The following is a 12202-nucleotide window of genomic DNA, read 5'->3' on the forward strand; positions in this document are numbered from 1 at the left end:
ATATGAATAAATGGATAATCGGAAGTAAAGCAGGTCTTGTATTGTTGCTGGCCGCAGCCCTGACCGCCTGCGGCGCAGGGAATACCGCCTCTACAGCCGTGAGCAGCGCTGCGGTGACTACGGCGGCCGCGCAGAGCGGCACGTCTGCAGCGGTACAACTGGCCAGCGTGAAGGCGGCCGATCTGGTCAGCTTCGATGAAGAGGACACGAATACGGCCTGGAGCGCAGACAGCGCGACCCTGATCGCCCTCAGCGGCACGGGGGCCACCGTTACCGGTACGGGTGCCACCGCTACCGGCGGCACTGTGAATATTACAGCCGGCGGCACCTATGTACTGAGCGGAAAGCTCAGCGAAGGGCAGATCGTCGTTGATGTCCAGGATGACAGCAATGTTCATCTGGTGCTGAACGGTGTGGAGCTGGCGAACAGCACTAGCGCGCCTGTCTATATTAAGGAAGCGGGCAAGGTTATTATGACGCTGCAGGAGGGTACGGAGAACACTGTTACCGACGGCAAGACTTATGTCTTCGCCGATGCTTCCACTGATGAACCGAGCGCAGCCATCTTCAGCAAGGCCGATCTGACCGTCAACGGTACCGGCAAACTGTCGGTAAACGCCAGCTATAACGACGGCATCACCGGCAAGGATGACGTGAAGATCGTCTCCGGCACGATTGAAGTGCAGGCGGCGGATGACGGCATTGTCGGCAAGGATCTGATTGCTATTCAAGACGGCAGCTTTACAATCAACGCCGAAGGAGACGGCATCAAATCGACCAATGACGAGGATGCCGAGAAGGGCTTTATCGCCATCGCGGCTGGTACGTTCGATATTGTCGCCGCAAACGACGGCATCCAGGCGGAGACGCAGCTCATTACCGATGGCGGCACGTACAACATTGTGACCGGCGGCGGCAGCGCTAACGCCGAAGTGAAGACCGAAGAGCAGTTCGGCGGCGGCGGAATGTTCGGCGGCCGCGGGGGCGGCGGGTGGTCCAAGGATGGCCAGACTTCGGCGGACGGCACGACGCAGGACGGACCGCCGGCGCTGCCGGACGGCGTGACTGCGGGTGAAGAGCCGCCAGCGCTGCCGGATGGTGCGGCTCAGGGAGAAGAACCGCCGGCGCTGCCGGACGGGGCTACAGCAGGCCAAGCTCCGGGAGCAGCAGGTACGGCGGCGGTTGAGGGCAACGACACGGATAGCGCGAACGGCGGCAAAGTTGCGGGAAGCACGGCAACAGCCGATGCCGCAGCAGGCACGGGCACGGAAGAGACCGAGTCGACGAGTGCCAAGGGACTTAAAGCCGGCGGCGATCTGATTGTGGGCGGCGGTACTTATACGCTGGACACGATGGATGATGCACTGCACAGCAACAGCAATGTGTCCGTTACGGGCGGCGAGCTGGAGATTGCGGCAGGCGACGACGGCGTCCATGCCGATGCGCTGACCTCTATCTCGGGCGGTACCATCAACATAACGAAGAGCTATGAAGGCGTTGAGGGCGGCAATATTACCGTATCCGGCGGCGAGACCCGTGTGGTGGCTTCCGATGACGGCGTGAACGTGGCCGGCGGCAACGACAGCAATGCGGCAGCCGGAGCGGCGCAGCAGGATCAGTTCAGCAGCTCCAGCGATCATCTGCTCACCATCACAGGCGGCTACCTCTACGTGGATGCCGGCGGCGACGGACTCGATTCCAACGGCTCCATGACGATGAGCGGCGGCACCGTCATTGTGAACGGACCGACGGGCGACGGTAACGGTACGCTCGATTACGACGGCACCTTTGATCTGACCGGCGGTGTGCTGCTTGCGGCAGGAAGCGCCGGCATGGCTCAGGGCCCGTCGGACAGCTCCACACAGGCTTCGGTCAACATGACCTTTACAGATTCGCAGGAAGCCGGCACGCTGGTCCGTCTGCAGGACAGCGAGGGCAATACGATCGCTGCCTTTGCACCGGACAAGAGCTTCCGCTTCGTAGTCATCAGCTCGCCTGATATAGAGAAAGGCGCTTCATACACTCTCTCTACCGGCGGTACATCAACAGGTACAGCCAAGGATGGGGTTTACACGGACGGAACATACAGCGGGGGTACGGAAGTGGTAACCTTCGAGCAGGAAAGCGTGACGACCTGGGTGAATGAATCCGGAGTAACTACAGCCAATACCGGACGCGGCACCGGCGGCATGGGCGGCGGTGGCGGCCGGCAGGGACGGGGTGCACAGAGCGGCACCGGCGGCACCGGCGGTACGGGAAGCACCGGCGGCACCGGCGGTACGGGAAGCACCGGCGGGACCGGAAGCACCGGAAATACCGGCACCTCCGATAGTACAGGAGCGACTTCCATGTAAGTAATACGGTTTGCAAAAGGAAAGCATAACGACAAACGGCACATCTCCGGTATACGGGACGTGCCGTTTGCTTTATTATGAGCGTATAAAACAGTTGTAACCTGTTGTTTCAGAGGACAGCGGCGCTGTCCTCCGGTACAATAATTTCGATATAACGCGGAATGGTGCTGAGTGTGACAGGCAGCGGAGGCCCCTCTTCACCGTCGACATTCGTCCTCACCGTATCCTGTGAAGTGATGCTGACTTGCTTGGCTTTAAAGTAGATGACGTCCTTGTGGTTCTTCAGGTTGCCCAGCAGCAGTGACAGGCCAGCGGTGAGTGTGCTGAACAGCGTGAGGTCCTGAAAAATATAGCAGTGCAGCAGCCCGTCATCCACGGCCGCCTCCGGCGCCAGCTTCTCGAAGCCGCCGACGGAATTGGTCAATGCCGCGACGAACAGGGGAGCATGGCCCTCCCAGAGCTGCCCGTCATAGGCAATGGACAAGGGGTGGGCGGAGCGAGCGCCTCCCGTAAGGGCGCCTACCCCCTCTTTCAAGTAGGCCAGGGCCCCCAGCCTCGTCTTGTCCTCCGAAGAGACGCCGGACAATGATTCCGCGAGGGGACCCGCGGCGACGACATTGATGAACAGCCGGTTGTTCATCCGGCCGACATCAACTTTATGGACCGCAGGCGAGGTCAGAGCGGACACCGCCTGCTCCGGGTCCAGCGGTATCCGCAAGGCGCGGGCGAAATCGTTGACCGTTCCCAGCGGCACGATGCCGAGCTTCGGGCGGTGCGGCTGATGCTCCAGCCCGTTGATCACCTCATGCAGCGTACCGTCTCCGCCGATGGATACGACAAGGTGGTAGCCGTTCTCGCAGGCAGACCTGCAATAATCGGCCGCATCGCCCTCCTGGAGCGTTTCCCGCACAGTGACGGTATATCCGGCCGCCTGAAGGGCGGACCGTGCCGATTCGGCATATTGGGGCGCTTCCTCTTTTCCCGAAGAGGGATTCACGATAATCATCGCCAGCTGCATGAATAGATTCCTCCTGTTTAACTATTATGAGAGAAAAGGGTGTGATGATGGATGATCCATGCCAGAGAGGTGCTCAGTAATCAGTTTCTGGCGAGCGCCAATGATCCAAGCTGGTATATTCCGTTTCTTCAGGCAACGGAGGGGATTACAGAAGCACAGGCTTCCTGGAAGCCGGGCGCTGGCATGAACAGCATTGCCGAGATAACCCGGCATTTGATTTATTGGAATGAGACTTGGCAAGCCAGATACTTTAAGGGGCATCTGGATGCAGTGCCGTCTATAGGAAGCAACGATCTCACCTTCATCGTTCCGGCGGAGGCCACCTTTGCCGGATTGCGCGCGGAATTGGCGAAGGTGCTGCTGCTATGGCAGGAGCTGCTGGCAGAAGAGCGGCTTGACGACCGGTTGGAAGAGCCTGTGGGCGGTTTTCCCGGTCCGGCGGCATGGTGGGAAATCGTCAGCAATGCTGCCGCGCACAATGCCTATCATATCGGTCAAATCGTAGTTATCCGCAAGCTGCAGGCATAGACGAAAGGCTGGGCGCGGACTTCCGTAAGCCCGCGCCCGGCCCGCCTGTTCTGCCAAGCAGCCGGACGGCTTCTATAGCCCTGTCACCGCTCGCTCCGGCGCCGCTGATAGGATTCCGCATAGGCACCCTTCCGGTAGTGCAGGATCGGATCATCCGTCAGGGCCATCCCCCCCGGTGATGGCCGCAGGATCCATCAGCAGCCCTTCCGGTTCGGGCATCTTCTCCGTAATATGCAGGCACCCGAAGTCGATCCGCCGGCGGTCCTCCGGCCAGGCCCGGGTAGGGTCGCCGGTAGGGTCGCCTTCCTCGCCGAATACTGCTACCAGCTGGAAGATAGCAGGCTCAGCGACAGCTGTTCAATTGCGTCCACTCCCTGCGCGGCCAGTCCGGACGGTTCATGCGGGCTGGCAGTGTGCGGTTCAGGCTTACCGGATTGCGTCATCATCCGTGTCCTCCTCCATTGATTTACGGCAATAAACACTTCCAGATCTATTACCACGCCGGTTTTTGCCTTAAACCGGCTTATTTGGCCCGGCCATTGGTTTAGGTTTGTGCTGGTGATTACAGCGCATGTAATTATAATTAAATTTTTCTCAATAAAAATTCGATATATCTAGTAAAGTAAAATGTGTAAATGCGCATAGGGGGAGAATAAATGTATAATGTCGGATCGCTTGAGAACCTGATTGCCGCCATTCCGGTACTGAAGGCGGCAGTACCTGCCGATCTGTCCATCGCCGTATGCGATTTGGAGAAGTTTATCGCCTATTGGCCGGGTGAGAATATCCGGCTTGATATCCGCCAAGGCCAGCCGCTGCATCCGGAGGAGCCGCTGACGCAGGCTATCCGCACCAACACGGCACTTAAGGCCGAGGTGCCGGCGGAGTTTTACGGATTCGAGTTTACGGGAACGGCCACGCCGCTGCACGATGCGCAGGGCCGGACCATCGGCGGCATTGCCGTGCAGCTGCGCCGGCAAAGCGAGCTGCGGCAGATCTCGGACCAGATTGCCGAGTCGCTGACCTCCGCCAGCGGGAGACTGGCGGAAGTGGCCAGCGGCTCCGGCGAGTTGGCCGGTTTCACGAGCCGGCTGCTGGAGCTGGCGCAGCGGACCGGTGAGCAGGTTAAGGAGACGGACCAGGTGGTGGCGCTGATCAAGAACGTAGCAAGCCAGACCAACCTGCTAGGCATCAACGCAGCGATTGAAGCGGCCCATGCCGGAGATAAGGGCCGGGGCTTCGGCGTTGTGGCGGGTGAAATCCGCAAGCTGTCCAGCGAAACGGTGGACTCGACCAAGGTTATCCAAGGGACACTGATGGTCTTCCGGGAAGCTACTGCGCAAATGGGAACCTCTATCGAGCGCATTGCCGCCATCGTCCAGAGCCAGGCGGCCTCTTCGCAGGAAATCTCCGCCTTTATCGACGAGATCCGGGAGATGTCCGGGAAACTGAATGAATTTGCCCGGAAGCTGTAGCATTGGGAGCACCGCACCGGCTTCGGAGGCGGCGGTTATTGTCCATTGTCTGCCATTTGACAATATTCTGGAATGTTCAAGGGGATTGCTATAGCGATTTCCTTGCTATTTTTCAGGTATAACTCCAGAATGAAAAGAATGTGTAATTGAAGGAGTATACCGTAAATGAATGAGGTATTGGCAAGAAACAAGGTTAAGGTAATCGGAGAAGGCAAGCGGGTCATGATGTTCGCCCATGGGTTTGGCTGCGATCAGAGCATGTGGGGCATGATTACTCCTGCTTTTGCAAAAGACTACCGCCTGGTGCTGTTTGATTATGTGGGCTCCGGCAACTCGGATCTGACGGCATACAGCCTGGAAAAGTACGGCACGTTCCGCGGTTATGTACAGGATGTGTTTGATATTATTGATGCGCTGTCGCTGACTGATATTATCTTCGTGGGTCATTCCGTCAGCTCTATGATCGGGATGCTGGCCTCGATTGAACGCCCTGAGCTGTTTCAGCGGCTGGTGATGATCGGTCCTTCCCCGCGTTACTTAAATGACGGCGCTGATTATTACGGCGGTTTTGAAGAGGAGGATATCCGCGAGCTGCTGGAGATGATGGAGATGAATTTCAGCGGGTGGGCCAGCTTTATGGCGCCGCTGGCGATGAATAATCCGGAGCTTCCCCATTTGACTCAGGAGCTGGAGCGCAGCTTCATTGCAGCAGATCCGGCGATTACGCGGGAATTCGCCGAAGTCACCTTCCTGTCGGATCACCGGACCGAGCTGCCTTGGTCCTCCGTTCCCGCACTGATTCTGCAGTGCTCAGAGGACAGCATTGTGCCGATTGAGGTAGGCGAATACCTGCACCGGCAGCTGAAGAACAGCACGCTCCGCCTGATGAAGGCCAAGGGCCACTATCCGCATATCAGCCACCCGGAGGAGACGGTTGCGCTGATCCGCGAGTTCCTGTGTTAAAGCCCCTGCCGGAATATGTATATGGAGAGGTATCAGCAGTATGGATGAACGGCTGGATTATGCCCCGTGCGGGTATATTTCTCTGACCCGCGAAGGAATTATAACCGATGTTAACCAGACCTTTCTGGATATGATGGGATTTTCAAGAACCGCGCTTCTGCAATTGCATATCGAATCCATCATGTCCAAAGCTAACCGGCTGGTTTTTCATTCTTACTTTTATCCTCATATCAACTTGAGCGGGCATGTGGAGGAGCTGTTCATCAGCCTCAAAAGCAGTGAAGGGTATTCCATTCCGTTTATTCTGAACGGAAGACGCAGTAAGCGCGATGATGCCGGGACTATCGACTGCGTCATGGTTCAGATGAACAAACGGGTGGATTATGAGCTCGAGCTGCGGGGGGCAAAGACCAGGCTGGAAGAGGCGTACCTGGAGCAGGAGCAGGCGCTTGGGCGCCTGCAGCAGCTGCACGCGGAAATTGAGCAGAAGCAGACGGAGCTCCTGGCGCTGAATGCCATTCTGCTGGAGCTGTCCACGACGGACAAGCTCACGGGCCTGCGGAACCGCCGGTTTCTGCAGGAGAAGCTGGAAGAGACGCTCCAGGGCTGCGGCGCAGCGGCAGAGCCGTTCTCGCTCCTGATTGTGGATATCGACCACTTTAAACGCGTGAACGATACCTTCGGCCATCCCGCCGGCGATCAGGTGCTGGAGTCCCTGGCAAGCCTTCTCAGAGCCCATTGCCGCGTGCAGGATACGGTCGCAAGGTATGGGGGAGAGGAATTTGTGCTGATTCTGCCCGGTCTGAACGCCGCAGAGGCCAAGCTTGCGGCGGAGAACCTGCGGCTGACTGTCGCCCAAGCCGACTGGGAGCCGGTGGATATTACAGTAAGCATCGGCATCGCCACGTTTGCCGGGAACGATTCCCCGGATTCCCTGCTCAAGAAGGCAGACGACGCCCTGTATCGCTCCAAAGAGAACGGCCGCAACCGTGTTACCCATCATTCGGACGGCAGGCCAGAGCCTCCTCCAGAACTGGACGCATACATCATTTAGCATAAGATGAACCCCCGCTTCCGGAGAGAAGCGGCCCTTGCCGGCCGTTTCTCTCTAAAGCGGGGGTTGTTTGTGTCCTGTGCGTTATAGAATTCTGCGCGCTGTCACAAAGCGTTCCTTCCATTGCCCGTCGAAGGCTTCGGTATGTACGCCCTGCTCCTTGGAGTAGGTGTGCAGAATTTGATTGTTTCCGGCATAGATTGCCACATGGCCGATGTCCAGCCCGCGGGCGCTGAAGAACAGCAGGTCTCCGGTGCGCAGCTCATCCAGTCCGGCCTCCGTTCCTTCTTTGGCCTGATTGTAGGAGACGCGGGGCAGATTCACCGACAAGGCATCGGCATAGATCCGCTGGACAAAAGAAGAACAGTCAAACGTACCGGTCTGGTCCGGAGAGGCTCCGAATTCATACGGAGTGCCCGTATAGTTCAGACCGTAGGCGATCAGTGCCTCGCCCTGCTTCCGGAGCAGAGAATCACTAGTATAGTCGGTATACTTCGGCTTGGCCGAGATATATCCGATGTTGCCTTTCTCTGTCCGCACCTTTAGCCAGAGGGGGCCGGACTCATTAAGGATATGTACCTTGCTTCCGGAAGGAAGCAGTTCTCCAAGCACCGGTTCCTCGGTGGTACCCGGGGTGCTGCGCAGATTCACTCCCCGCTCGATGGTGGTCTCATACCCGGTATTTGTGGAAATGCGTACCGTGCCGGTGTCCGGCAGCCAGGCCACGTCACTGCCCAGCGCTTCACTGGCGAGACGCAGTGGAATCAGGCTCTGGCCTTCCCGGATCTGGCCCGGAACCTGGACGCCGAGGGTCTGTCCGTTCAACCGGGCGGCTCTGCTGCCGATTTGGTAGATCAGGGTGGTGTTCCCCTTGGCTGCAGTAACCGTCTTGGACGCGTTGTCCCAGGATAGCTCCGCGCCCAGCGTCTCAAACAGCCCGCGCAGCGGAACGAGCACCGTTCCGTTCATATTAAGCGGTTCAGTGTCAGGCTGAAACGGCTGGCCGTCCAGAATAATCGATATCGCCGCCGGCTCTGCGGCACTCCGGGCTGCCGCCTCACCCGGTGCGGGGGCAAGAGAGACTAAGGGCAAAGCCAGCAGTGGCAGGATAAGCTTGTGCATCGTTGTCATGAATTCATCACCTTGTGGATAGAATGGGTTCTATACCACTTGGACTACAACGGGGATGAAAGGTTCTGTGGTAATTTTATACATAGAATATTCTCTCCTGCAGCAGGTCGAGCGCGTGCTCGATCTCTTGGCGCTGCTCTTCCGTCAGGTGAGCTATCCGTCCGCTGACCCGCTGGGCGACTCTCCGGAACACTTCATCGACCATAGCCTGTCCCGCCGGGGACAGGGAAATGCCCTGTCTGCGCCGGTCCTCAGCATCGGTTTCTTTGATGAGCAGCCCTTGTTCGGTAAGCTTCCGCAGCTCACGGCTGGTGTTCGGCATAGACATATTCATGCAGTCGCTGATCTCGCTGAGCGTTACCGGCTGACTGACCGCGATATATTCGAGAATTTTATATTGAACCGGGGTCAACGCCTCCGGCTTCACATCCTTGGTCATATCGTTCGTAATTTGATGGACGGCGGCGCTGAAGGCCACGAATTTTTTAAATAACGGATTAGAGTCCACTTCAATCACCTCCAGAAGACAACATAGCAAAAAGATTATCCAAAAACAATTATCTTTTGACAACTAATAATCGGAGTGCTATTGTTTTGTTATCAAAAGATAACTAAAGGAGGGGACAGCATGAATACGCTGATCATTTATACGCATCCCAACCATCAGAGCTTAAGCTACGCTTTTTTGCAGGAGGTCATCCGCGGCTGCCGGGAGAACCCGCACAGCCCGGAGATTCAGGTGCTCGATCTGTATGCGGAGAGCTTCAATCCGGTGCTGGTATTCGGGGAGAACAAGCGGCGCAGGGATATGCACACCGATCCGGAGCTGGCCAAATACCGGGAACAGCTGCTGTGGGCCGAGCGGATTGTGCTGGTCTATCCGATCTGGTGGGGGCGGCCGCCGGCTATGCTTATGGGCTACATTGACCGGATGTTCGCCTCCAATTTTGCCTACCGCGATAAAGGCGGTTTATTTCCTGAAGGGTTGCTGAAGGGCAAGTCGGTTGTCTGTGTCTCCTCGATGAAGGGCCCGGCCCATTATCCGCTCTTGTGGCTGAATAATGCCCATAAAGTGCTGATGAAGCGGGCGCTGTTCAATTATGTGGGCATCCGCAGCATGAAGTTCTTCGAATTCGGCAACATGGAGAGCCCGAAAGGCGGCCATAAGCGCAAACTGGCAAGGGTCTACCGGTATTTCAGGACAGCCGGCGTGTAAATGGTATCGCAGCGCAGGGGACAGCTGATTGACAATGCGAGCAATTGTAACTACAATGGTTACAGGAGCGAAGACCTCCTATGATAGCATAATTATTAGCGGGCAATTCAAATACTTATTTGAGCAAACGGAGGAATCAGAAGATGAAAATCGGCTTAACCGGCGCTACCGGACATTTCGGCTCCATTGTTGCAGAGACCCTGCTGAAGACAGTACCGGCGGAGAATATTGTTGTAAGTGTGCGGCGTCCTGAGAAGGCGGCGCATTTGCAGGCGCAGGGCGTTGATGTGCGTCATGGCGATTTCGACCAGCCGGAGAGTCTGGCTGCGGCTTTCGCCGGCATCGACCGGCTGCTGATCGTTTCGGCTGACGGCGACAACGATACCCGGATCCGCCAGCATAAGGCGGCGGTGGACGCGGCTGTACGAGCCGGCGTGGGCTTCATCGCCTACACCAGCGTCGGCGATGCCGACAACAGCACCCTGTTCCTGGCACCGGTCCACAAGGCGACCGAGGGCTTCATCCGTGAATCGGGCATCCCGTATTCCTTCCTGCGCAATAACTGGTACCTGGAGAACGAAGCAGGCTCCATTCAGGCTGCGGCTGCCGGCGCCCCATGGGTGACCTCGGCGGAAGACGGTAAGGTGGGCTGGGCTACCCGCCGGGATTATGCCGAAGCGGCTGCGGCTGTGCTCGCCGGCGAAGGGCATCACAACACGGTGTATGAACTGGGCGGAGAGCCGCTGTCGCAGGGCGAGCTGGCTTCGGTGGTCGGTGCAGTGCTGGGCCAAGAGGTGAAGCTGCAGCAGGTGGACGATAAGGCTTACGCAGAGATTATGGCCGGCGCCGGCGTGCCCGAGGCGGCGCTGCCGATCGTCGTAGGCATCCAGGCGGCGATCCGCGAAGGGGCGCTGAACCATCCGGGCGGCGATCTTGCCAAGCTGCTGCAGCGTCCGCTCACGCCGCTGGATGAAGGCGTGAAGGAGATTCTTGCGGCGAAGTAATTGGTGAACGAGGACATAAGAAACAGGCACCGCTCTGGGCGGTGCCTGTTTTGTTCAACATATCAGAAAGTATATATCGGGGTCCCCGCAAAAGTATCAGAACCGCCTCCCGAAGGAAGGGATAGCGGATAAGTGTAAACAGTGCAACTAAACAGCGGTTATTCTTCCGGTATTTTGCTTTAGCTGTATTTGGTGCAGTTAAATGTGCTCATTTGCAGATGGAACGCCGGTTGGCTTGTTGTTAAGTGTACAAAATACAATGAAGGACAGACAACAGGACCTGAGCAATAAAAATAGATGTACAAACTGCAATTAAGCTGCCGCAGTGGATGGTGGGTGCGAAGGCTTCAGTCCGGCTCCTCCTGCCCATCCGCCAATATCGGCTCCAGCCAGGACCTTACTGCTGTGGACAGAAGAACGCTCTGCCCGGGGGTCAGGTGCTCCTCCAGAATTATCAAATGCTGCTGGGGCCGGTCCTTTAGATAACTATAGATAATCTGGGCTTCGTCGATTTCATGCCGGGTCACTTTGGATGGTCCGCTTGCAGCCGAAGGTGTGAAATGGCCTGAGATCGTCTCCAGCACCCGCTGGTGAATCTCCCGCAGCTCCATGCCGGTGGTCTCCAGCTTTCCCTGATAGCGCAGCTTCCCGCCTTTGATCAGAATGAGCTTAAAGACTTCTCCCTCCATACGCTCCAGCACTGCAATATTCCGGCTCGCCTCTGCGAACCCGATAACCTGCTCCTTCTGCAGCAGCGCCCGCACCGCTGTGACATAATCGCGGTATTTGGCCGCGCCCTCGAAGTCGAAGCGCTCCGCCGCCCCGCTCATCCGCCGTTCCAGCTCGTCCAGTATTTCCGTGTCCGTTCCATCCAGGAGCGCAATGGTTTTATCGATAACCGCTTCATACTTCGGCAGGACCGCCGGATCGCCGCACATGCCCATGCATAAGCCCAGGGAATGATTCAGGCAATAAGAGCCCCTGTTATTGGGGCTGCCGCACAGAATGCGCTGGCTTTCCTTAATGCCCTGTATCGCCCGCTCCACGGTGCCTCTGCTGGTATAGGGACCGAACTGACGGACCGCAGCCGGAGTCTCGGAATCATAGCTGACCGCCATCTGCCGCCGGGTCTTCTCCTGATGGACCGCAATGTAGGTATAGGCGAGCGGATTCTTCATTTTACGGTTGTACATCGGTTTGATTTCTTTAATCAGCCGGCACTCCAGCATAAACGCCTCAAATTCCGTGTCCGTCAGGATAACGTCCAAATCACGGATATGCGAGACGAGCTGCTTGACCTTGGGCGAATGGCCTTTGGACTGATAAAAATAAGACTGAACCCGCCGCTTCAGCTGCTTGGCTTTTCCGACGTAGATGACCTGGCCCAGGCTGTCCTTCATGAGGTATACCCCGGGGGTCAGCGGCAGGCCCGCCACCTTGTCTTTCAGATTCATATCTG

General features: G+C 57.4%; 12 protein-coding genes. 7 read left to right on the plus strand and 5 right to left on the minus strand.

From position 1 onward, the window contains the following. Positions 1 to 2 precede the first annotated feature (2 nt). Entirely contained in the window at positions 3 to 2354 is a 2352-nt protein-coding gene (locus F1381_RS03875) for a carbohydrate-binding domain-containing protein (protein ID WP_151733506.1), read from the plus strand. A 109-nt stretch (positions 2355 to 2463) separates the two neighbouring features. Here F1381_RS03875 and F1381_RS03880 read toward each other — a convergent pair whose 3' ends face one another. Beyond that, complete coding sequence (locus F1381_RS03880; RefSeq protein ID WP_151733507.1) at positions 2464 to 3372, minus strand: diacylglycerol/lipid kinase family protein; 909 nt, start codon at positions 3370 to 3372, stop codon at positions 2464 to 2466. A 51-nt stretch (positions 3373 to 3423) separates the two neighbouring features. On the opposite strand from F1381_RS03880, the gene F1381_RS03885 reads away from it, so the two are divergent. Beyond that, the gene (locus tag F1381_RS03885) at positions 3424 to 3900 is read left to right on the plus strand and encodes a DinB family protein (RefSeq protein ID WP_151733508.1); all 477 of its coding nucleotides are present in this window, start codon (positions 3424 to 3426) and stop codon (positions 3898 to 3900) included. 320 nt (positions 3901 to 4220) lie between these two features. On the opposite strand, the gene F1381_RS29045 is transcribed toward F1381_RS03885, so the two are convergent. Then, positions 4221 to 4343, minus strand: a complete 123-nt coding sequence (locus F1381_RS29045; protein ID WP_281349874.1) for a hypothetical protein — start codon at positions 4341 to 4343, stop codon at positions 4221 to 4223. A gap of 213 nt (positions 4344 to 4556) precedes the next feature. Between F1381_RS29045 and F1381_RS29050 the strand changes: the two genes are divergently transcribed. The 3 genes from F1381_RS29050 (at position 4557) to F1381_RS03900 (ending at position 7392) form a co-directional block, all read left to right on the plus strand. Beyond that, positions 4557 to 5375, plus strand: coding sequence for a methyl-accepting chemotaxis protein (locus tag F1381_RS29050; protein WP_151733509.1), 819 nt, complete (start codon positions 4557 to 4559; stop codon positions 5373 to 5375). Between the two features lie 165 nt (positions 5376 to 5540). After that, positions 5541 to 6338, plus strand: a complete 798-nt coding sequence (locus tag F1381_RS03895; protein WP_151733510.1) for an alpha/beta fold hydrolase — start codon at positions 5541 to 5543, stop codon at positions 6336 to 6338. A 40-nt stretch (positions 6339 to 6378) separates the two neighbouring features. After that, positions 6379 to 7392: a sensor domain-containing diguanylate cyclase gene (locus tag F1381_RS03900; protein WP_151733511.1), complete on the plus strand. Its 1014-nt coding sequence runs from the start codon at positions 6379 to 6381 to the stop codon at positions 7390 to 7392. An 84-nt stretch (positions 7393 to 7476) separates the two neighbouring features. Here the strand turns inward: F1381_RS03900 and F1381_RS03905 are convergent, their stop codons facing one another. After that, positions 7477 to 8523 carry a C40 family peptidase gene (locus tag F1381_RS03905; protein WP_151733512.1) on the minus strand — a complete coding sequence of 349 codons (1047 nt, stop codon included), beginning with the start codon at positions 8521 to 8523 and terminating at the stop codon, positions 7477 to 7479. A 76-nt stretch (positions 8524 to 8599) separates the two neighbouring features. Continuing rightward, complete coding sequence (locus F1381_RS03910; RefSeq protein ID WP_151733513.1) at positions 8600 to 9031, minus strand: MarR family winged helix-turn-helix transcriptional regulator; 432 nt, start codon at positions 9029 to 9031, stop codon at positions 8600 to 8602. Between the two features lie 120 nt (positions 9032 to 9151). On the opposite strand from F1381_RS03910, the gene F1381_RS03915 reads away from it, so the two are divergent. Both F1381_RS03915 and F1381_RS03920 read left to right on the plus strand, forming a co-directional pair. Next, positions 9152 to 9739, plus strand: a complete 588-nt coding sequence (locus F1381_RS03915; RefSeq protein ID WP_151733514.1) for an NAD(P)H-dependent oxidoreductase — start codon at positions 9152 to 9154, stop codon at positions 9737 to 9739. A 143-nt stretch (positions 9740 to 9882) separates the two neighbouring features. Beyond that, positions 9883 to 10743, plus strand: a complete 861-nt coding sequence (locus F1381_RS03920; protein WP_151733515.1) for an SDR family oxidoreductase — start codon at positions 9883 to 9885, stop codon at positions 10741 to 10743. 347 nt (positions 10744 to 11090) lie between these two features. Here the strand turns inward: F1381_RS03920 and F1381_RS03925 are convergent, their stop codons facing one another. Further along, positions 11091 to 12197 carry a UvrB/UvrC motif-containing protein gene (locus F1381_RS03925; RefSeq protein WP_151733516.1) on the minus strand — a complete coding sequence of 369 codons (1107 nt, stop codon included), beginning with the start codon at positions 12195 to 12197 and terminating at the stop codon, positions 11091 to 11093. Positions 12198 to 12202 lie beyond the last annotated feature (5 nt).

Origin of the sequence: Paenibacillus tengchongensis, assembly GCF_008973665.1 — a bacterium.
Lineage (GTDB): Bacteria > Bacillota > Bacilli > Paenibacillales > Paenibacillaceae > Paenibacillus_AQ > Paenibacillus_AQ tengchongensis.

Bases quoted from the DNA above. Each gene is read 5' to 3' on its own strand.
- F1381_RS03905 (WP_151733512.1), bottom strand. From the start codon at position 8,523: ATGACAACGATGCACAAGCTTATCCTGCCACTGCTGGCTTTGCCCTTA.
- F1381_RS03915 (WP_151733514.1), top strand. From the start codon at position 9,152: ATGAATACGCTGATCATTTATACGCATCCCAACCATCAGAGCTTAAGC.
- F1381_RS29045 (WP_281349874.1), bottom strand. From the start codon at position 4,343: ATGACGCAATCCGGTAAGCCTGAACCGCACACTGCCAGCCCGCATGAA.
- F1381_RS03925 (WP_151733516.1), bottom strand. From the start codon at position 12,197: ATGAATCTGAAAGACAAGGTGGCGGGCCTGCCGCTGACCCCCGGGGTA.
- F1381_RS03875 (WP_151733506.1), top strand. From the start codon at position 3: ATGAATAAATGGATAATCGGAAGTAAAGCAGGTCTTGTATTGTTGCTG.
- F1381_RS03900 (WP_151733511.1), top strand. From the start codon at position 6,379: ATGGATGAACGGCTGGATTATGCCCCGTGCGGGTATATTTCTCTGACC.
- F1381_RS03895 (WP_151733510.1), top strand. From the start codon at position 5,541: ATGAATGAGGTATTGGCAAGAAACAAGGTTAAGGTAATCGGAGAAGGC.
- F1381_RS03920 (WP_151733515.1), top strand. From the start codon at position 9,883: ATGAAAATCGGCTTAACCGGCGCTACCGGACATTTCGGCTCCATTGTT.
- F1381_RS03885 (WP_151733508.1), top strand. From the start codon at position 3,424: ATGATCCATGCCAGAGAGGTGCTCAGTAATCAGTTTCTGGCGAGCGCC.
- F1381_RS29050 (WP_151733509.1), top strand. From the start codon at position 4,557: ATGTATAATGTCGGATCGCTTGAGAACCTGATTGCCGCCATTCCGGTA.
- F1381_RS03880 (WP_151733507.1), bottom strand. From the start codon at position 3,372: ATGCAGCTGGCGATGATTATCGTGAATCCCTCTTCGGGAAAAGAGGAA.